The sequence below is a fragment of the Streptomyces sp. cmx-18-6 genome, from assembly GCF_046548915.1.
In the GTDB taxonomy this organism is placed as follows: Bacteria; Actinomycetota; Actinomycetes; order Streptomycetales; family Streptomycetaceae; genus Streptomyces.
The window spans coordinates 1-20832 of the sequence record NZ_JAEBEP010000016.1 but is presented as its reverse complement, the minus strand read 5'-3'; the positions used below and the strand labels follow the sequence as shown (position 1 = coordinate 20832).

21 protein-coding genes and 1 rRNA gene are annotated in these 20832 nt (G+C 72.0%); 6 read left to right on the top strand and 16 right to left on the bottom strand.

Going from position 1 to position 20832, the window contains the following annotated elements; genetic code table 11:
* Positions 1–118: 118 nt before the first annotated feature.
* The gene (locus ACLJPL_RS29440) at positions 119–688 is read right to left on the bottom strand and encodes a dihydrofolate reductase family protein (protein ID WP_411083986.1); all 570 of its coding nucleotides are present in this window, start codon (positions 686–688) and stop codon (positions 119–121) included.
* Between the two features lie 262 nt (positions 689–950).
* Between ACLJPL_RS29440 and ACLJPL_RS29435 the strand changes: the two genes are divergently transcribed.
* From ACLJPL_RS29435 to ACLJPL_RS29425, 3 genes are all read left to right on the top strand, one after another.
* Positions 951–1541, top strand: coding sequence for a hypothetical protein (locus tag ACLJPL_RS29435; protein WP_411083985.1), 591 nt, complete (start codon positions 951–953; stop codon positions 1539–1541).
* A gap of 247 nt (positions 1542–1788) precedes the next feature.
* Positions 1789–2667: a DUF4253 domain-containing protein gene (locus ACLJPL_RS29430; RefSeq protein WP_411083984.1), complete on the top strand. Its 879-nt coding sequence runs from the start codon at positions 1789–1791 to the stop codon at positions 2665–2667.
* 135 nt (positions 2668–2802) lie between these two features.
* Complete coding sequence (locus ACLJPL_RS29425; protein WP_411083983.1) at positions 2803–3306, top strand: hypothetical protein; 504 nt, start codon at positions 2803–2805, stop codon at positions 3304–3306.
* Between the two features lie 25 nt (positions 3307–3331).
* Here ACLJPL_RS29425 and hemB read toward each other — a convergent pair whose 3' ends face one another.
* From hemB to ACLJPL_RS29395, 6 genes are all read right to left on the bottom strand, one after another.
* Positions 3332–4339 (bottom strand): porphobilinogen synthase, encoded by a 1008-nt coding sequence (gene hemB / locus ACLJPL_RS29420; protein ID WP_411083982.1) that lies wholly within the window; start codon positions 4337–4339, stop codon positions 3332–3334.
* Between the two features lie 139 nt (positions 4340–4478).
* Positions 4479–6149: a uroporphyrinogen-III synthase gene (locus ACLJPL_RS29415; RefSeq protein ID WP_411083981.1), complete on the bottom strand. Its 1671-nt coding sequence runs from the start codon at positions 6147–6149 to the stop codon at positions 4479–4481.
* Positions 6146–7132, bottom strand: a complete 987-nt coding sequence (gene hemC, locus ACLJPL_RS29410; protein ID WP_411083980.1) for a hydroxymethylbilane synthase — start codon at positions 7130–7132, stop codon at positions 6146–6148. The genes ACLJPL_RS29415 and hemC overlap by 4 nt, the downstream gene beginning before the upstream one ends.
* The gene (locus ACLJPL_RS29405) at positions 7129–8625 is read right to left on the bottom strand and encodes a glutamyl-tRNA reductase (protein WP_411083979.1); all 1497 of its coding nucleotides are present in this window, start codon (positions 8623–8625) and stop codon (positions 7129–7131) included. The genes hemC and ACLJPL_RS29405 overlap by 4 nt, the downstream gene beginning before the upstream one ends.
* Positions 8622–9389, bottom strand: a complete 768-nt coding sequence (locus ACLJPL_RS29400) for a redox-sensing transcriptional repressor Rex (protein WP_411083978.1) — start codon at positions 9387–9389, stop codon at positions 8622–8624. Before ACLJPL_RS29400 ends, ACLJPL_RS29405 begins: the two co-directional genes overlap by 4 nt.
* A 257-nt stretch (positions 9390–9646) precedes the next feature.
* Positions 9647–9937 carry a glutaredoxin family protein gene (locus ACLJPL_RS29395; RefSeq protein WP_411083977.1) on the bottom strand — a complete coding sequence of 97 codons (291 nt, stop codon included), beginning with the start codon at positions 9935–9937 and terminating at the stop codon, positions 9647–9649.
* 179 nt (positions 9938–10116) lie between these two features.
* On the opposite strand from ACLJPL_RS29395, the gene ACLJPL_RS29390 reads away from it, so the two are divergent.
* The 3 genes from ACLJPL_RS29390 (at position 10117) to ACLJPL_RS29380 (ending at position 13568) form a co-directional block, all read left to right on the top strand.
* Positions 10117–11061, top strand: a complete 945-nt coding sequence (locus ACLJPL_RS29390) for an HAD family hydrolase (protein ID WP_411083976.1) — start codon at positions 10117–10119, stop codon at positions 11059–11061.
* A gap of 286 nt (positions 11062–11347) precedes the next feature.
* Positions 11348–12124 (top strand): ECF subfamily RNA polymerase sigma factor, BldN family, encoded by a 777-nt coding sequence (locus ACLJPL_RS29385; protein ID WP_326705166.1) that lies wholly within the window; start codon positions 11348–11350, stop codon positions 12122–12124.
* 211 nt (positions 12125–12335) lie between these two features.
* Complete coding sequence (locus tag ACLJPL_RS29380) at positions 12336–13568, top strand: DUF5667 domain-containing protein (protein ID WP_411083975.1); 1233 nt, start codon at positions 12336–12338, stop codon at positions 13566–13568.
* A 66-nt stretch (positions 13569–13634) separates the two neighbouring features.
* On the opposite strand, the gene ACLJPL_RS29375 is transcribed toward ACLJPL_RS29380, so the two are convergent.
* The 9 genes from ACLJPL_RS29375 to rrf all read right to left on the bottom strand — a co-directional run.
* Positions 13635–14756 carry a lysophospholipid acyltransferase family protein gene (locus tag ACLJPL_RS29375; protein ID WP_411083974.1) on the bottom strand — a complete coding sequence of 374 codons (1122 nt, stop codon included), beginning with the start codon at positions 14754–14756 and terminating at the stop codon, positions 13635–13637.
* 15 nt (positions 14757–14771) lie between these two features.
* Positions 14772–15860 carry an NAD-dependent epimerase/dehydratase family protein gene (locus tag ACLJPL_RS29370; RefSeq protein WP_411083973.1) on the bottom strand — a complete coding sequence of 363 codons (1089 nt, stop codon included), beginning with the start codon at positions 15858–15860 and terminating at the stop codon, positions 14772–14774.
* 172 nt (positions 15861–16032) lie between these two features.
* The gene (locus ACLJPL_RS29365) at positions 16033–16131 is read right to left on the bottom strand and encodes a 30S ribosomal protein bS22 (RefSeq protein WP_003948845.1); all 99 of its coding nucleotides are present in this window, start codon (positions 16129–16131) and stop codon (positions 16033–16035) included.
* Positions 16132–16283: 152 nt separating this feature from the next.
* Positions 16284–16496 (bottom strand): helix-turn-helix domain-containing protein, encoded by a 213-nt coding sequence (locus ACLJPL_RS29360; protein ID WP_029182680.1) that lies wholly within the window; start codon positions 16494–16496, stop codon positions 16284–16286.
* Positions 16497–16625: 129 nt separating this feature from the next.
* Positions 16626–17441 (bottom strand): phosphatase, encoded by an 816-nt coding sequence (locus tag ACLJPL_RS29355; RefSeq protein ID WP_411083972.1) that lies wholly within the window; start codon positions 17439–17441, stop codon positions 16626–16628.
* A gap of 206 nt (positions 17442–17647) precedes the next feature.
* Entirely contained in the window at positions 17648–18820 is a 1173-nt protein-coding gene (locus tag ACLJPL_RS29350; RefSeq protein ID WP_411083971.1) for an acetoin utilization protein AcuC, read from the bottom strand.
* Complete coding sequence (locus ACLJPL_RS29345) at positions 18789–19997, bottom strand: MFS transporter (RefSeq protein WP_411083970.1); 1209 nt, start codon at positions 19995–19997, stop codon at positions 18789–18791. Before ACLJPL_RS29345 ends, ACLJPL_RS29350 begins: the two co-directional genes overlap by 32 nt.
* A 42-nt stretch (positions 19998–20039) precedes the next feature.
* The gene (locus ACLJPL_RS29340) at positions 20040–20684 is read right to left on the bottom strand and encodes an HAD family hydrolase (protein ID WP_411083969.1); all 645 of its coding nucleotides are present in this window, start codon (positions 20682–20684) and stop codon (positions 20040–20042) included.
* A gap of 71 nt (positions 20685–20755) precedes the next feature.
* Positions 20756–20832 (bottom strand): 5S ribosomal RNA (gene rrf / locus ACLJPL_RS29335); the annotation flags it as partial.

Here is a 20832-nt window from a genome sequence, read left to right as displayed (position 1 = left end):
CCCAGCGCACGTCGGATCGACAGCCCAGCGCGCGTCAGCAGGCCGAGATCCCGCGCCGACGACGACTGGGCCAAAAGCCCCACGACGCACACCACTTGCCCTGCACGCCCACCCGCGCTCACCCCGCCCGGACCACCCCGTACCGCAGCATCACGACCCCGTTGCCGAATGTCCGGTTCTCCAGGAGCCGCAGCGCCTGCCACCCCTCCGCGTCCCGGAAGAAGGGCCGGCCCCGGCCGAGGAGGACGGGATGGACGTGGATCCAGTACTCGTCCACGAGGTCCAGCCGCCGGAACGTCTCCAGCAGGTCCGCCCCGCCGGCCATCAGGTCCCCCGAGGCCCCGTCGCGCAGGGCGCGCACCTGGTCCGGGTCCACCTCGTGCAGCACGGCGGTCGCCCACTCCAGGTTCTCCCGGGTCCGGGAGAACACGTACTTCGGCATGTCCCGCCAGATACCGGCGAATTCGGCCATCGGCCCGGCGTTGGCGGGGTCCTCGTCGGCGTCCGGCCAGAACCCCGCCATCAGCTCGTGGGTGACGCGCCCGTCGAGGAACGCGCCCATCGGCCGGATGATGTCGTTGAAGTGCTGGTGCACCTCCTCGTCGACGGTGTGCCAGTCGATCTCACGCTCCGGCCCCTCGAAGAAGCCGTCGAGGGACACCGAGATGGAGAAAATGATCTTGTTCACGGAACCACCTGCCGAGGACGCCGGGAAGGGGAAGAGAAGAGGGAGGCAAGAGGGAGGGAAGAGGAAAAGGGAGAGGGAACAGGCCCCGCGACGATACGCCCGCGCGGCCGGAACGGACCCCCGGCAGGGCCGGGTTCGGGGAACGTCACCCGGTTGTTTCGCCGTTTCCCGGTCGCGTACGACCCCGAGCCGACATGCTTGCTCTCAGCAGTGACGGGACAGCGTGGAGTGACTGGGAGGCAGTGTGTACGGGACCGGAACGGTGAGCATGTACCCGTGGGAGACGGACGAGCTCGGGACGACGCACGGCGGACAGCCGGGCGTGGTCGCGAAGGACGGCGAGGAGCCCGGCCCGATCTCCATTCCGTCCATGTCCGGCGGCGGCACGATGGGCAGGATCACCGAGTGGTGGGGGTACGACGGGCAGATGAGCGGCCCGGTCGGGACCCACCTGCGCGGCTCGTGTTCATGCGGCTGGCGCGGCACGGAGCTGTACCCGGTCGACTGGGCGGAGGTCCGCGAGCAGCACCCGTACGAGTACGACACCTCGGGTCCGGAGGCGGACTGGAAGGCGCACGTGAAGGACGTCGAGTCCCGACTCGTGCCGCTGCCGGACGACTTGGCGGAGCTTCTGGACAGGCTGAGCCGCCGACTGAGCGAGCTGTCCGACGACGAGCCGCTGGCGGTCCTCCGTGCGGCCAACATCGCCCGGCGCGACTCCGAGCTGTTCGCGGGCTCAGCGGTCATGACCATTCGCCGGCACGGGCCCTCGACGGCGGCCGTGGGCGTCGCGCTCGGCTGTAGCGCGGACGAAGCCGAGACGCGCATGCGGAGGTACTACGGGCACTTCTGACGGGCCGCCCGGGGCCGATGACCACCCGGAACCCTGGGACCGGTCGCCACCGGAACCTAGGACCGGTCACCACCCCGAAACCACTGGCCGCCCGAAACCGGTCGCCACCGGAACCCGGGGCCGGTCACCACCCGAAACCCTAGGACCGGTCGCCACCAGAACCTGTGACCGGTCACCGCCCGGAACCCGCCGGCCGCCGTAGGCCGGGAAAGGCCCGTTGTCAGTGGGGCCGCCTAGGGTCACCACCATGGCGACGCTCCCGAACCCTCTGCCCTCCCTGGCCTCCTCGGGCCTGGACCTCCCGCCCGGCTCCCTGGTGGACGCCACGCTGGACGGCCCCTGGCACGAACCGCTGCTCTGGTACGCGCGAGAGCAGGCCGGCCCCCGTGACTGGCCGGCCCTGCGCGCGGCCGGGCGGCGGCTGGGGCTGCTGCCGGTGCTGGTCAGCGGCGGCTCCCGCGACCAGTGGCCCGAGGAGTGGGATCTCTGCCCGGGCGCGACGTCGTATGCGGGCGACCACGACGCGGACGAGGTGCTGGAGAGCTACTGGACTCCGTACGAGGACGACGAACCGACCGACCGTGAGCCGGCCGACCGTGAGCCGACCTACCGTGAACCGGCCGGCCACGAGCCGGGCGACGGCGAGGCCCCGCGCGAGGGGACGAAGCGCACCCCCTGGCCCGGTCTCGCCCCGGCCCCCGCGGGGGAAGCCGGTGAGGACCCGGACGAGGCGGCCGCCGGACTCGCGGGGGTCCTCACCGCCGACCCGGACGGCTGGCTCGGCGAGATGCGGATCGCGCTCGTCCCGGCCCGCCGCAGCGCGGACATACCGGCGGCGATCGGCTGGTCGGGCCCGGTGAACCACGAGAACGACGTGGCCCGGCTCTGCGCGGTGCTCCGCTCCTGGGAGGACCGCTACGACGCCCGCGTGGTGGTGCTCGGCTTCGACACGATGATCGTCTCGGTGGGCCGCCCGCCGACCACGCCGGAGGAGGCCCGCGCCCTGGCCGCCGAGCACTACGCGTTCTGCCCGGACAACATCGACCAGTCCCCGCCGCACGACCTCGACGTCTACGCGGACAAGCAGGTGCTGAACCAGGAGGTCTGGTCGTTCTGGTGGGACTGACGGCCCTCGGCGCCAGGCAGAGCGGGTGGGGGCAGGAGTAGGGGAGGAAAGCGCTCCGCACCTGCCACCGCGGTGGTCGCTTTCGTAGCATTCATGTCACTGGTCGACTGGCCCTGACAGAAAGTGTCCACCCCCATGACCGACACGCACCCCCCGACCACGACGAACAAGGCGGACGCAGCAGCCGCCACAATCGCCGAGGGCGCCGAGGCCGCCGAACGCCTGATAGCCGAGTTCCGGTCGCTGCCCCCGGACAGCGACCGCAAGCGCGAGATCATCACCGAGCTGGACGACAACGCCCAGGCGCTGCCGTTCCTCGTCTCGGTGGTCGCCGACGCCGACGAGTACGACCTCGCCCGCGTCGAGAGCGCCACCGTCCTGCGCGTATGGCCCCCGGCCGACCCCGGCCTCCGCCGCCGCGCCGGCCGCGCCCTGCTCACCGCCCTCAAGGACCGGGACGAGGACCTGGTCCGCCAGTACGCGGCGATGTCCCTGGCCCCCTACACGGCCGACCCGGTCGTCGCCACGGTCCTGGACACCACCGCGAGGGCGGACGCGGACCCTCTCGTACGGGACAGCGCCCGCTTCTCCCTCAAGGAGGCCCACCGCCTCCAGGGGGCCGGAGCCGGCGGCCCCTGAGCACCGGCCCCGGCCGGGGCGCGGCTCAGCGCCGCTGGTCGCGCCCCAGCCACCCGGCGACCTCGGTCGCCCAGTAGGTGAGGATCATCTGCGCCCCGGCCCGCCGGATGCCGGTCAGGCTCTCCAGGATCGCCTTGTCGCGGTCGATCCAGCCCTTCTCGGCGGCGGCCTCGATCATCGCGTACTCACCGCTGATCTGGTAGGCGGCGACCGGCACGTCCACCGACCCGGCGACCTTGGCGAGGATGTCCAGATACGGTCCGGCGGGCTTCACCATGACCATGTCCGCGCCCTCCTCCAGGTCGAGCGCCAGCTCCCGCAGCGACTCCCGGGCGTTGGCCGGGTCCTGCTGGTAGGTCTTGCGGTCGCCGGTGAGCGAGGAGCCCACAGCCTCGCGGAAGGGGCCGTAGAAGGCCGAGCTGTACTTCGCGGTGTAGGCGAGGATCGACACGTCCTCGTGCCCGGTCTGGTCCAGGGCGTCGCGGATCACGCCGACCTGGCCGTCCATCATCCCGCTGGGGCCCACCACATGGGCCCCGGCGTCCGCCTGGACCTGGGCCATCTCCGCGTACCGCTCCAGGGTCGCGTCGTTGTCCACCCGCCCGTCGTCCGCCAGGACCCCGCAGTGGCCGTGGTCGGTGTACTCGTCCAGGCACAGGTCCGACATGATGACGAGCTCGTCCCCGACCTCCTCGCGCACCGCCCGCAGCGCGAGCTGGAGGATACCGTCCGGGTCGGTGCCCGCCGTGCCCCGGGCGTCCTTGTTCGCGTCCTCCGGGACCCCGAAGAGCATGATCCCCGAGACCCCGGCCGAGACCGCCTCGACGGCCGCCTTCCGCAGGGTGTCCAGGGTGTGCTGGTGCACGCCGGGCATGGCCGAGATGGCGACCGGGGCGTCGATGCCCTCCCGTACGAACGCGGGGAGGATCAGGTTCGCCGGATCGAGCCGAGTCTCGGCGACCATCCGCCGCATCGCCGGGGTCGTCCGCAGCCGCCGGGGGCGGGAGCCGGGGAAGTTTCCGTACGCAGTCATCCTTCGACGATAGACCCGCGCCCAGGCCCCTCTTACCGACACCCGCACCGGAAAAGGCGGCGGGAAACGGGCGGCGGAGCCCCGGCGACGACAGCGGGCCCGGCCGCCGAAGCGACCGGGCCCACCCGTTCACGTACCGCTACGTCGTCGTCCGGCGTCTGCGCGCGCCCGGGCGCCGCTCGCTCGGCCGGGTCACCGGGTCGCCGGCCGCCTTCGCCGCGTCCCGGCGCTGCGCGCCGAAGGCGGCGAGCGCCTCGGCGAGCTTGTGCACGGACGGCTCCGGGGACAGCACGTCCACGCGCAGGCCGTGCTCCTCGGCGGTCTTCGCGGTGGCCGGGCCGATGCACGCGATGACGGTCACGTTGTGCGGCTTGCCCGCGATGCCGACCAGGTTGCGCACCGTGGAGGACGAGGTGAACAGGACCGCGTCGAAGCCGCCGCCCTTGATCGCCTCGCGGGTGTCGGCCGGCGGCGGCGAGGCGCGGACCGTGCGGTACGCGGTGACGTCGTCGACCTCCCAGCCCAGCTCGATGAGCCCCGCCACCAGGGTCTCGGTGGCGATGTCGGCGCGCGGCAGGAACACCCGGTCGATCGGGTCGAAGACCGGGTCGTAGGGCGGCCAGTCCTCCAGCAGCCCGGCGGCGGACTGCTCACCGGAGGGCACCAGGTCCGGCTTCACGCCGAAGTCGACCAGCGCTGCGGCCGTCTGCTCGCCCACCGCCGCGACCTTGATCCCGGCGAAGGCGCGGGCGTCGAGCCCGTACTCCTCGAACTTCTCCCGGACCGCCTTGACGGCGTTCACGCTGGTGAAGGCGATCCACTCGTAGCGCCCGGTGACCAGACCCTTGACTGCGCGCTCCATCTGCTGGGGCGTACGCGGCGGTTCGACGGCGATCGTCGGGACCTCGTGCGGCACCGCGCCGTAGGAACGCAGCTGGTCGGAGAGCGACGCGGCCTGCTCCTTCGTGCGCGGGACGAGCACCCTCCAGCCGAACAGCGGCTTGGACTCGAACCACGCGAGCTGGTCGCGCTGGGCGGCGGAGCTGCGCTCTCCGACCACGGCTATGACCGGCCGGTGCCCCTCGGGCGACGGCAGCACCTTGGCCTGCTTGAGGACCTGGGCGATCGTCCCGAGGGTCGCCGTCCAGGTGCGCTGGCGGGTGGTGGTGCCGCCGATGGTCACGGTGAGCGGGGTGTCGGGCTTGCGGCCCGCGGAGACCAGCTCGCCGGCGGCGGCGGCGACCGAGTCCAGGGTGGTGGAGACGACGGCGGTCGCGTCGCTCGCGCCGACCTCGCTCCAGCACCGGTCGGAGGCCGTACGGGCGTCGACGAAGCGCACGTCGGCGCCCTGCGCGTCCCGCAGCGGCACCCCGGCGTACGCGGGCACGCCCACAGCGTTCGCCACGCCCGGGACGACCTCGAAGGGCACCCCGGCGGCGGCGCAGGCGAGCATCTCCGCGCCCGCGTCGCCGTCCAGGCCCGGGTCGCCCGCGACAGCACGGACCACCCGCCTGCCGCCCTTCGCGGCCTCCATGACAAGATTGGCCGCGTCCCTGAGAACGGGTACTCCGGCGGCTGTTGACGCCACGTCAACAACCGTCAGCTCAGGCGTGCTTACGCCTGCCCGCGCATGACCGCGAACGACGTCGAGTACGTCCGGTTCGGCGACGAGGACGTCTGCGCTCGCCAGCGCCTCGACGGCGCGCAGCGTCAGCAGTCCGGGGTCGCCGGGACCGGCGCCGAGGAAGGTGACCTGACCTTGTGGGGACAGGGCAGGAAAGTCGGATGCGGCGGGGCCGGTGGGGCTCAAAGTGCTCGCTCCCCCATAAGACCGGCCGCACCCTTGGCGAGCATCTCGGCCGCGAGTGCGCGACCGAGGGCCGCCGCGTCGTCGTGCGACGTGGGGACGGGACCGGTGGTGGACAGCTGCACCAGCGAGGAACCGTCGGTGGTACCGACGACTCCGCGCAGGCGCAGTTCGTTGACAACCTGTCCGTCGACCAGGAGGTCGGCCAGCGCACCCACAGGTGCGGAGCAGCCGGCCTCCAGGGCGGCGAGCAGGGCGCGTTCGGCGGTCACGGCGGCCCGGGTGTACGGGTCGTCGAGCTCGGCGAGCGCGGCGGCGAGGTCGGCGCTGGACGCAGCGCACTCGATCGCCAGTGCTCCCTGGCCGGGAGCGGGCAAAACTGTGTCGACCGGCAGGAACTCGGTCACCTCACCGGTCCGGCCGAGCCGGCTGAGCCCGGCGGCGGCGAGAACCACCGCGTCCAGCTCCCCGTCCCGCACGAACCCGATCCGCGTGTCGACGTTGCCCCGGATGGGGACGGTCTCGATCCGCAGGCCGTGGGCGCGGGCGTACGCGTTGAGCTGCGCCATGCGGCGCGGCGAACCGGTGCCGACGCGCGCCCCGTCCGGCAGCTGCCCGAAGGTCAGCCCGTCGCGCGCCACCAGGGCGTCGCGCGGGTCCTCGCGCTGCGGCACGGCCGCGAGCACCAGCTCGTCGGGCTGGGAGGTCGGCAGGTCCTTGAGGGAGTGGACGGCGAAGTCCACCTCGCCCCGCAGCAGCGCCTCGCGCAGGGCCGCGACGAACACGCCGGTGCCGCCGATCTGTGCCAGGTGCTCACGGGAGACGTCCCCGTACGTGGTGATCTCGACGAGCTCGACGGCGCGCCCGGTCACCTCGCGGACCGCCTCGGCGACGAGGCCGGACTGGGCCATGGCCAGCTTGCTGCGCCGGGTGCCCAGCCGGAGCGGCGCGGAACTCCGCGCGCCCGGGATTGAGTTGTCGGTCATGACCGCCCTCTATTCGGGTCGTTCAGGTCTGCCCGGGAGACGGCGGCCACCGTCTGCGGGTCGAGGTCGAAGAGTTCGCGCAGCGCGTCCGCGTACCCGGCGCCGCCGGGCTCGCTGGCGAGCTGCTTGACCCGCACGGTGGGCGCGTGCAGGAGTTTGTCGACGACGCGGCGCACGGTCTGGGTGATCTCGGCGCGCTGCTTCTCGTCCAGGTCGGGGAGGCGGCCGTCCAGCCGGGCGATCTCGCCGGCGACCACGCCGGCGGCCATGGTGCGCAGGGCGACCACGGTCGGGGCGACATGGGCGGCGCGCTGGGCCGCGCCGAAGGCGGCCACCTCGTCGGCGACGATCGTGCGGACCCGGTCCACGTCGGCGGCCATCGGGGCGTCGGCGGAGGCGTCGGCGAGCGACTCGATGTCGACGAGGCGCACCCCGTCGATGCGGTGGGCCGCGCCGTCGATGTCGCGCGGCATGGCGAGGTCGAGCAGGGCGAGGCGGACCGGGCCGGTGGACTGCGCGGGCACGACGACGCGGCGCGGCGGGGTCACGGGGGCGGAGGCGGCGGAGCCGTTCTCCACCCAGGCGGCGTGCTGTTCGACGTCGGCCGGGGCCGGGGTGACGGTGACCGTCGGCGTCTCGGCCGGGGCGTCCAGCCTCACGCCGAGGGCGGCCGCGAGGGCGTCGGCGGTGAGCACGAGGCCGGTGGCGCCGGTGCAGGAGACGACGACGTCGGCACGTGTCAGTTCGTCGCCGACCGCGGACATCTCGATCGCCCGGGCGCGCACGGTGGTGTCGTCGCCCTGCTGGAGGATATCCACCAGCCGGTCCGCGCGCGAGCGGGTCCGGTTGGCGACGGCGATCTCGGCGATCCCGGTCCGGGCGAGGGTGGCCGCGGCCAGCGAGGACATCGAACCCGCGCCGATCACCAGGGCGCGCTTGCCCCGGGCCCAGAGCCCGGGGTCGGCCCCGGCGGCGAGCTGCTGGAGCCCGAAGGAGACGAGCGACTGCCCGGCCCGGTCGATGCCGGTCTCGCTGTGGGCGCGCTTGCCGACCCGCAGGGCCTGCTGGAACAGGTCGTTCAGCAGCCGTCCGGCGGTGTGCAGCTCCTGGCCGCGCGCGAGCGCGTCCTTGATCTGGCCGAGGATCTGGCCCTCGCCGACGACCATCGAGTCCAGCCCGCAGGCCACCGAGAAGAGGTGGTGGACGGCCCGGTCCTCGTAGTGCACATAGAGATACGGAGTGAGCTCGTCCAGTCCGACGCCGCTGTGCTGGGCGAGCAGGGTGGAGAGCTCGGCGACGCCCGCGTGGAACTTGTCCACGTCCGCGTACAGCTCGATGCGGTTGCAGGTGGCCAGCACGGCGGCCTCGGTCGCGGGTTCCGCGGCGAGGGCGTCCTGGAGCAGCTTGGCCTGGGTCTCGGCAGCGAGGGAGGCCCGCTCCAGTACGGAGACGGGGGCGCTGCGGTGGCTCAGTCCGACGACGAGGAGGCTCATGCCGGCATCACGGCGGGCATGTCCCCGTCGGGTCCTTTCCGGCTGGCGGGCGTGGCGCGCATCGGCGGGGCGGCGGGGTCCTCGCCCTCCTGGGACGCGTCCTCGCCGGCCTTGCGCTGCTCGTGGAACGCGAGGATCTGGAGCTCGATGGAGAGGTCGACCTTGCGTACGTCGACGCCCTCGGGCACCGAGAGCACGGTCGGCGCGAAGTTCAGGATGGAGGTCACCCCGGCGGCGACGAGCCGGTCGCAGACCTGCTGGGCCGCGCCGGGCGGGGTGGTGATCACGCCGATGGACACACCGTTGTCGCTGATGATCCGGTCCAGGTCGTCCGTGTGCTGGACGGCGATCCCGGCCACCGGCGTACCGGCCATGGCGGGGTCGGCGTCGATCAGCGCCGCGACCCGGAAGCCGCGCGAGGCGAAGCCGCCGTAGTTGGCGAGGGCCGCGCCGAGGTTGCCGATGCCGACGATGGCGACCGGCCAGTCCTGGGTGAGCCCGAGTTCGCGGGAGATCTGGTAGACGAGATACTCGACGTCGTACCCGACACCGCGGGTGCCGTAGGACCCCAGGTAGCTGAAGTCCTTGCGCAGCTTCGCGGAGTTGACCCCGGCCGCCGCGGCCAGTTCCTCGGAGGAGACCGTGGGTACCGATCGCTCGGAGAGCGCGGTCAGGGCGCGCAGATACAGCGGAAGCCGGGCGACGGTGGCCTCGGGAATTCCTCGGCTACGGGTCGCCGGTCGGTGAGTTCGGCCAGTTGCCACGGTGCTCCTGCGGGATGAGCGGGGCTGCAGGCGGCCGTATGTCCCAGGACCGCCCCGTCCCCTGCAGGCTATGTCTTTGTGAACGCGTGCACAAAGATGGTGTCCGTTTTGTCCGGTCAAAGTGACCGGGGTCACGCACATTCCCCGTGCGATCCCGGAACCAGGGACCGCATCAGCCCGTTGCAGCCTCGAAGGGGGCAAAGCGGTGCACACTCCTCACGTCTACGCCCCCGAGACCACTCAAAACGCCCATGATGTTAACCGGGTTTCGCGTCCGCACCCAGTGCCTTGCGCAGCCTCGCCGGATCCACCCGCCAGAACGTGTGCTGTTCGCCGTCGATCAGCACCACCGGAATCTGCTCCCAGTACTCCTTGTACAGCGCCTCGTCCTCGGTGATGTCCTTCTCCGTCCACGACGCACCGGTCTCCTCGCAGACCGCGCTCACCACCGCCCGCGCGTCCTCGCACAGATGACAGCCGGGCTTCCCCACGAGGGTGACCACCCGGTCGGCGGGCTTCTTCTTCGTACGGCGCAGCAGAGGACTCATGCCTCTCATTCTGGCCCCCCGCGCCTGCGCCCCGAGCCCGTCACGCTCACTTTCCGCGCCCGCGCGCGACGGCGACGGACCGCCCGGAATCGCCCGATCAACGATTCGGCCCCGCAGTGTTCACGCCCTCGCATCCCGGCAGGTCGGGCAGGTACGGATGAACTGGTTATGCTCACCGCATGGCCGCTCTTGGATGGCTCACACCCCGTAGGCGTTCCGCGACTGCACGGAGCGTCCTGGCAGGCGAGGCCGCGGCGGAGGCCGCCCGCAAGACCTCGGTCGAGGACGAATCCGCCCTGCTGGCCAGAGTCCCCGACCACGCGCCCGACGAGCCCGCCTTCCCGGTCGCCGGGGACGACCGCGCCGCCGCCTTCTTCGACCTCGACAACACCGTCATGCAGGGCGCCGCGATCTTCCACTTCGGCCGCGGCCTCTACAAGCGGAAGTTCTTCGAGCGCCGCGAGCTCACCCGGTTCGCCTGGCAGCAGGCGTGGTTCCGGCTGGCCGGCGTCGAGGACCCGGAACACATGCAGGACGCCCGCGACAGCGCCCTGTCCATCGTCAAGGGCCACCGGGTCTCCGAGCTGATGTCCATCGGCGAGGAGATCTACGACGAGTACATGGCCGACCGCATCTGGCCCGGCACCCGCGCCCTGGCCCAGGCCCACCTGGACGCCGGCCAGCGCGTCTGGCTGGTCACCGCCGCCCCCGTGGAGACGGCCACCATCATCGCCCGCCGCCTCGGCCTGACCGGCGCGCTCGGCACCGTCGCCGAATCGGTCGACGGCGTCTACACCGGCCGCCTGGTGGGCGAGCCCCTGCACGGCCCCGCCAAGGCCGAAGCGGTACGCGCCCTGGCGGCGGCCGAGGACCTGGACCTGGACCGCTGCGCCGCCTACAGCGACTCGCACAACGACATCCCGATGCTCTCGCTGGTCGGCCACCCCTACGCGATCAACCCGGACACCAAGCTCCGCAGGCACGCCCGCGCCCTGGACTGGCGGCTGCGCGACTACCGCACCGGCCGCAAGGCGGCGAAGGTCGGCATCCCGGCCGCCGCCGGAGTCGGCGCACTGGCGGGCGGAACGGCGGCGGCCCTGGCCCTGCACCGCCGCCGCCGCTGACGACCCGCGGCCCCGGCCGGGCCCGGCCGCCCATGGCCCGAACACAACCCGTCGTACCCAGAGACAGATCACGAAGCAATCCGATCAATAACTGGTCACGATGTGGTGCCCGATGCGTCACTTAGCGATACAAGAAACGACGTAATCGGTGATTTAGACAACTGGGTGTAGTGCCGCCTGCACGAAGCGTTATTCTCCTCAGACGCATCACGGAGACCGCCGCTCGCTACGACGAGTGACGTTTTTCGCACTGCTCGTGATGGAAAGCTCTGCCTCTGGGAGTCCCGTGTACCCACACGTCGGGGTTGACGCTTCGGGCCTGGCTACGCTGCGTGCATCGGTCATTGACCGCTTGCGCGGCTTCGTCCCCACCGCGTACGCCGTCCCCGCCTTTGCCACCCCTGCACCTGCCGGCCCGTGCTACGCCATGGCCGAACGCAGTGCGGCGGTCGGAAGACGCAGCACCCGCGCCGCCTCGACCACGTCGACCGTCCGCCGTCCCACCGCCGACAGCGACAGCGCCCGCATGATGGATCTCGTCGAGCGCGCACAGGCCGGTGAGGCGGACGCCTTCGGCCGCCTGTACGACCAGTACAGCGACACCGTGTACCGGTACATCTACTACCGCGTGGGCGGCAAGGCGACCGCGGAGGACCTCACCAGTGAGACCTTCCTCCGCGCGCTGCGCCGGATCTCCACGTTCACCTGGCAGGGCCGCGACTTCGGGGCCTGGCTGGTCACGATCGCGCGCAACCTGGTCGCCGACCACTTCAAATCCAGCCGGTTCCGACTGGAAGTGACCACCGGCGAAATGCTCGACGCCAACGAAGTGGAACGCTCCCCCGAGGACTCCGTCCTGGAGTCCCTCTCCAACGCCGCACTGCTCCAGGCCGTGCGCCGACTCAATCCGCAGCAGCAGGAGTGCGTCACGCTGCGCTTCCTCCAGGGCCTCTCGGTCGCCGAGACGGCCCGGGTGATGGGCAAGAACGAGGGCGCGATCAAGACCCTGCAATACCGCGCCGTCCGCACGCTCGCCCGCCTGCTGCCGGACGACGCCCGCTGACCGAGACCGAAAGTGACCGATCCTTCACGCACTGGTCCGATCATCTTTCGTGCGTAACCCAAGTGCCGCGCCCCTCGTTGTGCCGGTTGCAGGCCCCCTGTCGTCACTGCATGTCCGTAGCCACTCACTCCATCGAGTGGAAACGCTCAAGGTGTGCAACCTTCCGGACCGTCAGGGGAGTCGACCGTCATGACGAGAGGAGGTGCCGCCAGTGATCGCAAACGTTTCGGCACACCGGCGGGCGAACGCCTTCGCCCAGGCCCTGGAGGAGCAGACCCTCCAGGGTGCGGCGGCCGGACAGCCCGAGGAGCCGGCCGACCAGGCCGACCGCGGACCGCTGTTGGCCCTGGCGAACGGCCTCGGTGAACTACCGAAGCCGCAGTTGGACCCCGAGGTCAAAGTGGTGCAGCGAGCCCAGCTCGTCGCGGCCATGGAGGCCATGTTCGCCGAGGGCGGCGCATCGACGGGCCCTACGGTGCCCGTGCAACGGGGCAAGGGGGCCCACCGGGCCTCGCCACTGCGCAAACTGCGTCCCCGCTCCCGCTGGGCGAAGGGGCTCACCGCCGGCGGGCTCACCGTGGGTGTGGCAGCCGGCGCGTTCGGCGGAGTGGCCGCTGCCAGCTCCGACGCCCTGCCCGGTGACTCGCTGTACGGGCTGAAGCGCGGGATGGAGGACATCAGCCTCGGCATGACCAAGGGCGAGGCCGACCGCGGCGAGGCATACCTCGACCAGGCGTCGACCCGGCTCAGCGAGGCCCGCAGACTCATGGAGCGCGGCCGCGCCGGCGAGCTGGACCACGAGTCCCTCGGCGCGGTCAGACGCGCGCTCAACGGCATGTCCCACGACGCCTCCGAGGGCCACCGGCTGCTCCACTCCGCCTACAAGCGCGACGGCGGCATCGGCCATATCCAGGCCCTGGACACCTTCTCCCGCTCGCACCGCGACACCTGGAGCAGCCTCCGCGACCGGCTGCCCGTCCAGCTCGCCGACGTCGGCGACGAGGTCAGCTCCGTCTTCGACGCCATGGACGAGGACGTCGCCCCGCTCCAGTCGCTCCTCCCCCGCCCCCCGGACGCCCGCGAGGACGCCAAGCGCTCCGACTCCACCGCCCCGGACACCGGCTCCCCCCGGACCGACGACCCCACCGCCCCCGCGCCCCCGACCCAGTCCGAGGGCCGCACCGACTCCAGCACCGCGCCCAAGCCCTCCGGTTCGTCGGGCTCCTCCGGCTCCGCCGGCGCGACCCCCGAGGACGGTCTGCTGGGCGGCGGTACGGACGGCCTGCTCGACGACCTCCCCACGGACGGCCTCACCCCGCCGACCCCGGAGGACCGGCCCAGCACCCCGCCCCGCCCCGCTCCGGACGTGACCCTGCCCCCGCTGCTCCCCGGGCTCCTCCCCGGCCTGGGGATCGACGGAGAGAACCTCAAGCCGAAGCAGTAGCGCGTACGTGGGAGGGGGCCGGCACGCACACCGCGTACCGGCCCCCTCTTCGTAACCCGCTCCGCCTCAGAAGAAGACCGACCGCCGCTGTACGAGCAGCTTGTACAGCGTGTGCTGGATCTGCTCGCGCACCTGGTCCGTCAGGTTGAACATCAGCATCGGGTCCTCCGCCGCCTCCGGCGGATAGCCGTCCGTGGGGATCGGCTCACCGAACTGGATCGTCCACTTCGTCGGCAGCGGCACCATCCCCAGCGGCCCCAGCCACGGGAACGTCGGCGTGAGCGGGAAGTACGGGAAGCCCAGCAGCCGCGCCAGCGTCTTCGCGTTGCCGATCATCGGGTAGATCTCCTCGGCCCCGACGATCGAGCACGGCACGATCGGCGCGCCCGCCCGCAGCGCCGTCGAGACGAACCCGCCCCGCCCGAAGCGCTGGAGCTTGTAGCGGTCGCCGAACGGCTTGCCGATGCCCTTGAACCCCTCCGGCATCACCCCGACGATCTCGCCGAGCTCCAGCAGCCGCTGCGCGTCCTCCGCACAGGCCAGCGTGTGACCGGCCTTGCGCGCCAGCTCGTTGACCACCGGCAGGTGGAAGACCAGGTCGGCGGCGAGCAGCCGCAGATGGCGTTCGGCCGGGTGGTTGTCGTGCACCGCGACCTGGAGCATCAGCCCGTCCAGCGGCAGCGTCCCGGAGTGGTTGGCCACGACGAGCGCCCCGCCGTCCGAGGGGATGTTCTCGATGCCCTTCACCTCGACGCGGAAGTACTTGTCCGCCAGCGGGCGCAGCGCCGACATCAGGACCTGGTCGGTGAGCTCCTTGTCGTAACCGAACTCGTCGACCTCGTAGTCGCCGGTGACCCGCCGCCGCAGGAACGCGAGCCCGCCCGCGATCCGCCGGTCCCAGCCGCCGCCCGCCCCGGCGGCCTCGGCCTCTCCCGCCCCGGCAGTCCCCCGCACCCCGCCCCCCGGGGCCTCCTGGGGCCCCTGCGCGTCCTGCGCCGCCGCCCCGGCCTCCGGGGAGGACTCGGGCGGCTCGGGCAGCCGGCCGCCCGGCAGGGCGCTCACAGGGGCCGTGGAGCCGTCGCCCCGGGCGCCGCTGCCGCCCGCCCCGGTCCGGCGCCGGGCCGGACGCGCGGCGCCACCGGACCGCGAACGGTCGTCGTCGAACGGAATGACCTTGGCGTCCGCCATCGTCGGTGCGCTCCTCTACCTGGCGCCGTGATTCGTCTGTACCGCACCGGCCCCGCGCTCCCGCGGTCCGGCGCCCCCCGGCAGCGGCAGCTCCGCCAGCCGGTCCACCGCCCTGCCCACCGTCTGAGGCGGCAGCAGCCCGGGCCCCCGGCTCCGCGCGAACTCCGCGAAGGTCTCGGCCGTGGTGAACTCCGGCCGGAAACCGAGGGTCTCGCGCATCTGCACGGTGGACACCACCCTGCCATGGGTCAGCAGCCGGATCTGTTCCGGCGAGAAGTCGGTCATACCGATCGTACGGAGCGCCGAGCCGACCCATGTGACGGCGGGCAGCAGCACCGGCACGGTCGGCCGCCCCAGCCGCCGCGAGCACTGCGAGAGCAACAGCACGCCGTCCCCGGCGATGTTGAAGGTCCCGCTGTTCAGCGTCCCGCGCCGGGGCTCGCGCGAGGCGATCTCCAGTACGTCGACGACGTCGTCCTCGTGCACGAACTGGAGCCGGGGGTCGTACCCGAAGACGGTCGGCAGCACCGGCAGCGACAGATAGTCCGCGAGCGGCGAGTCCGGCCGCGGCCCCAGGATGTTGGCGAACCGCAGCACGCACACCGCGACGTCGGGGCGGCGGCGGGCGAAGCCCCGTACGTACCCCTCGACCTCCACCGCGTCCTTGGCGAACCCGCCGCTCGGCAGCGACTTGGGCGGGGTGGTCTCGGTGAACACCGCCGGATCGCGGGGCGCCGACCCGTACACGCTCGTACTGGACTTCACCACGAGCCGCTGCACGGTCGGCGACTTCTGACAGGCGCCGAGCAGCTGCATGGTGCCGATGACGTTGGTCTCCTTGATCGCCGTCCGGCCGGCCGTGCCGAGGGCCTTGCCGGAGACGTCCAGGTGCACGACCGTGTCGACGGCGTACTCGGCCAGGATCCGCGCCAGGGCGGACTGCCGGATGTCCGCCCGCACGAACTCCGCGTCCCCCAACGGGTGCGCGGGCGCGACCGCGTCCACGGCGATCACCCGGTCCACCCCGGGATCGCGCTGGACGCGCCGGACGAAGCGGCCCCCCAGCTGCCGGGCCACTCCCGTGACGAGGACGACCTTGCCCAAGACCAGCGCCTTCCGTCGGTCCGGGAAGCGGGTACCCGCTTCCCGCGGTGACTTCCCTGGCCGTCACCGTAGCGGGTGGACGCCGTCCTGTGACGACCCCGTGCCCCGAAACGCACCGCAGCCCTCCCGCCGGATGGGCGGGAGGGCTGCGGATCTCACGAACTGCGTTCGCTTACTTCTTGTTGCGACGCTGAACGCGCGTGCGCTTGAGCAGCTTGCGGTGCTTCTTCTTGGCCATCCGCTTGCGCCGCTTCTTGATAACAGAGCCCACGACTACCCTCGCTCACTTCATTTTCACTGGTGCGGGGCGTCTGGGCCCACACGACCTACGTCGGCCTAGCCTACCCGCCACCGGGTGAGGGACGTAATCCGAGGGCAAACCCCGGGGTTCCGCAGGGCGGCCCCCGGCGTCCGCGGGCGGCCTCAGGCCGATTCCACCCCCACAAAGGACTCGCGGAGATACGCGTGAACCGCTTGCTCCGGCACCCGGAAGGACCTGCCCACCCGGATCGCCGGCAGATGACCGCTGTGCACCAAGCGGTACACGGTCATCTTCGACACTCGCATGACCGAGGCGACTTCCGCCACGGTCAGAAACTTGACCTCGTTGAGAGGCCTCTCGTTGTCAGCAGCCATGACCCACCTGTACCTTCCGCACCGGACGCGCACCGGCTTCCCCTCCGGTGACTCTTCGTCGTTGTGCGCTCACTCCCCAGATTAGGGGCGGGTGGTGCGAGTGGGGAAGAGGAGGGACGATCGGCCCGCCTACGGGGACAGGCGTGCCCGGTGGAGCACATAGCGCGTCAGCGGCCGGTAGTAGTGCGACCGCACGCCGTCGTCGAGCGGCACGGCGACGGAAACCCGCCCCTCGGCCTCCCCGACGAACAGCGCCGGATCGTCCGTGTCCGCCGGTCCGATGGCCTCGATGCCGAGCTGACCTGCGCCGCAGACCCACCCGTGGTCCCCGATCACCAGCTCCGGAAGCACCCCGTACCGCTCCGCCGCGTCCTGGAGCGCCACCCTGACCGGCAGCGGGGAATGGGTGTGCGCGCCGGTTTCACCACCCGTGGGCCGCCCCCCGGGTTCGCGCACCAGGGCGACCCCCCGTACGTAGTCGAGACGGTACGTGCGTACGCCGAACCGGGTCGTTATGTCGATACATCGCCCCTGCGCGGGGGTGAGGACAGGGCATCCCGCCGCCGACAAGGCGTCTGCCAGCCCGGCGTAGAACCCCAGCAGCCGGTGCGGATGCCCGGTCCCCAGCAGCACCGGGGCCCGCAGCGACGCCACCCGCCCCAGCCGCTCCGCGAACGCGTCCAGCGCGGCCACCGTCCGCTCCGGGTCGATCGCGTCCGGCCCGGAGACGTGCGCGGGATCCGCCGAGACCCCGCACCGGTCCGCCATCAGCCGCAACACCTCCGGCTCTTCCCAGGCCCGCTCGGGCGAGAGACCCAGCATCACCCGGGGATCCCGCGCGGCGAACAGCCGGTAGCTGCGCAGACTGTCCTCGCGCGGGGTGGCCACGGGCCCGGCCAGCCGGGCCGCCAGCAGATGGGCGCGTAACGCCCCGGTGCTCAACACCTCACGGATGCTGCCGCATCGCACCGGCCGGGCGGGCGGGAATCCCGTTACGCCCCACCGTTGGCGTAACCGCCCGGGACAATGCCCCCACCACGCTCCCGCACGATTCCGCTACGCCGGCACGGGCACGTCACCTCCGGCACGTCACCTCCGGCACGTCACCTCCGGCACGTCACCTCTGGCGCACGTCACCTCTGCTGCGTCGCTCAGGCCAGCAGCCCCCGCAGCGGGAACGCCGCCTTGCGCGTCGCGATGACCGCCTGGTCCAGCCGGTCCGCCGGGTCGTACCCGTCCTCCCAGGACTGCCAGGACGGCGTACGCCCGTCCGTCATCCGGCCAGGACCCAACTGCCGCGTCAGCGCGTAGACCTGATCCCGCCAGGAGGCCGGCACCACCGACTCCGGATCGACGGGCGCGTGCGCGGCGATCCCGACGAGATGCGTCCACGAACGCGGTACGACGTCGACCACCGCGTACCCGCCCCCGCCGAGCGCCACCCAGCGCCCGCCGTCCGCGTACTGGTGGGCCAGCTCGTGGCAGGACTCCATCACCGCCCGCTGCGCGTCCAGGGAGACCGCGAGATGGGCGAGCGGGTCCTCGAAGTGCGTATCGGCCCCGTGCTGCGTGACGAGCACCTGGGGGCGGAAATCGGCCAGCAGCTCGGGCACGACCGCGTGGAAGGCCCGCAGCCACCCGGCGTCCCCGGTCCCGGCGGGCAGCGCCAGGTTCACCGCCGAGCCCTCGCCCGCCCCGGCCCCGGTCTCCTCCGGCCACCCGGTCTGCGGGAAGAGCGTGCGCGGGTGCTCGTGCAGGGAGATGGTCAGGACGCGCGGGTCCTCCCAGAACGCGGCCTGCACCCCGTCCCCGTGGTGGACGTCCACATCGACGTACGCGACCCTCTCCGCGCCCAGCTCCAGCAGCCGGGCGATGGCGAGGGCCGGGTCGTTGTAGATGCAGAACCCGGCGGCCGCCCCCGGCATGGCGTGATGCAGCCCCCCGGTGAAGTTCACCGCGTGCTCGCTCAGGCCCCGCCACACGGCCTCGGCGGCCCCCACGGAGAGCCCGGCGATCAGCGCGGACGCCTCGTGCATCCCGGCGAACGCCGGATCGTCGACGGTCCCGAGCCCGTAGTCCTGGTCGGCGGCCCGGGGATCGGCGGAGGCGGCCCGCACGGCGGACACGTAGTCCTGCCGGTGCACGAGCCGCAGGGTGGAGTCCCCCACGGGCTTCGCCCCCCGCAGGTCCACCGCCCCGTCGAGCCCGAACGCCCGCACCAGCCCCATCGTCAGGGCCAGCCGGACGGGGTCCATGGGGTGGCTCTCCCCGAAGTCGTATCCCGTAACTGCGTCATCCCACATCAGCTGTGTGCGGCCGCTCATGCCCGCCACCGTATCGGGCGGGCTCCGGCGCGAACGAGCGGGCGTACACCAGCGTCGCCAGCACCAGGACCATCGGTACGAGCATGGCCCCCCGGTAGCTCCACGCGTCCCCCACAACGCCCACGAGCGGCGAACCCACCAGGAACCCGACATAGTTGAAGACGTTCAGCCGGGCCACCGCCGCGTCGCTGTTCCCCGGGAACATCCGCCCTGCCGCCGCGAAGGTCTGCGGCACGATCACACAGAGCCCGAGCCCCAGCAGCGTGAACCCGAGCATCCCCACCCAGGCCCCCGGAGCCATGGCCACGACCGCGAACCCCCCGGCGGCCAGCACACTCCCGCCCCGCACCACGGCGACCGCCCCGAACCGCCGCACCCCGAGGTCCCCGACCGCCCGCCCGAGCAGCGTGGTCACCATGTAGACGTTGTACGGGACGGTCGACATCTGCTCCGAGCTGCCGAGCACGTCCTGGAGGTACTTGGCGCTCCAGTTGGCGACGGTCGAGTCACCGATGTACGCGAAGCACATCACCAGGCAGAGCGGCAGCAGCAGCTTGAACGAGACGCCCCCGCCACCGCCTGCCTTCAGGGAGTCGACGCCGCCCCGGTCCGGGCTCCGCCCCTCCGTGTACCAGCGGCTGCCGACCAGCACGGCGGGCAGCAGGACCGCCACGACCGGGAGGTAGGACGCGAACAGCGACAGGTCCCACCGCGCCCCGACCCACGCGAGGGACGCCCCGGCGATCCCGCCGAGGCTGAACGCGGCGTGGAAGCCGAGCATGATGCTGCGCCCGTACGCCCGCTGGAGGCTGACGCCCATCATGTTCATCGAGGCGTCCAGCGCCCCGACCGCCAGCCCGAAGACGCCGAGGGCCACGGCGATGTGCCAGAGCTCCCGGCCGGCGCCCACCCCGAGCAGCGCGAGCAGGACGAGCGGCTGGGCCCAGCGCAGGACGACACCGGGCCGCACCCGCGCGACCGCCTCTTCGGTCAGTACGCTGCCGACCCCCGCCAGCACCGGGACAGCGGCGAGGAACGCGGGCAGCAGCCCGTCGGATATCCCGTACTGGTCCTGAAGAGCGGGGATGCGCGTCACCAGGAGGGCGAAGGCCACCCCCTGGGCGCAGAAGCTCAACGCCAGTGAAGCCCTGCCGTGCCGCAAGCCCGCGTCTGTCATGGCGGCGAGCGTAGACCCGGGCGCTACCCATGGGTAGATGGATCAGGCGAGCAGTTCCGGGAGTTGGGACATGTCCGAGAAGTGTCCGGTCACCCCGGCCAGCCGGTCCGCGGGCATCATCGACGTGAATCCGTACACGTCCATCCCGGCCGCCCGCGCCGCCTCGACGCCGAGCGGACTGTCCTCGATGACGACGCACCGCTCGGGCGCGACGCCCATCCGGTCGGCGGCGCGCAGGAACAGGTCCGGCGCCGGCTTGCCCCGCCCGACGTCCTCCGAGCTGAAGATCCACTCTTCTTCGAACCACTGGTCGAGCCCGGTCTTGCGGTGCCCGACCCGGATCTTCTCGTGGCTCCCGGACGAGGCGACGCAATAGTCGACCCCGTCCGCGACGAGCTTGCCGAGGAGTTCCTCCACCCCGTCCACCGCGACCAGCTCACGCTGGAAAGCAGCGAAGGTACGAGAATAGAGGATGTCCTCGAAGTCCGCGGGAAGCTTCTCCCCGCCCCGCTCCTCGACGAGATCGTGCACACGGTGCACAGCGGCCCCCATGTAGTCGCGCAGCGACTCCTCGTACGAGGTGGGGTGGCCGAGTTCGGTGAGGTAGCCGGCGAGGATGGTGTTGGCGAGCGGCTCACTGTCGACGAGCACACCATCGTTGTCGAAGATGACCAGTTCGTAGCGCATGGTCCGACCCTAGACGCTCAGAACGCAGAAAAGCCCCGCACCATACGGTGCGGGGCTTTCCCGGAAAAATTGTTCGGCGGCGTCCTACTCTCCCACAGGGTCCCCCCTGCAGTACCATCGGCGCTGAAAGGCTTAGCTTCCGGGTTCG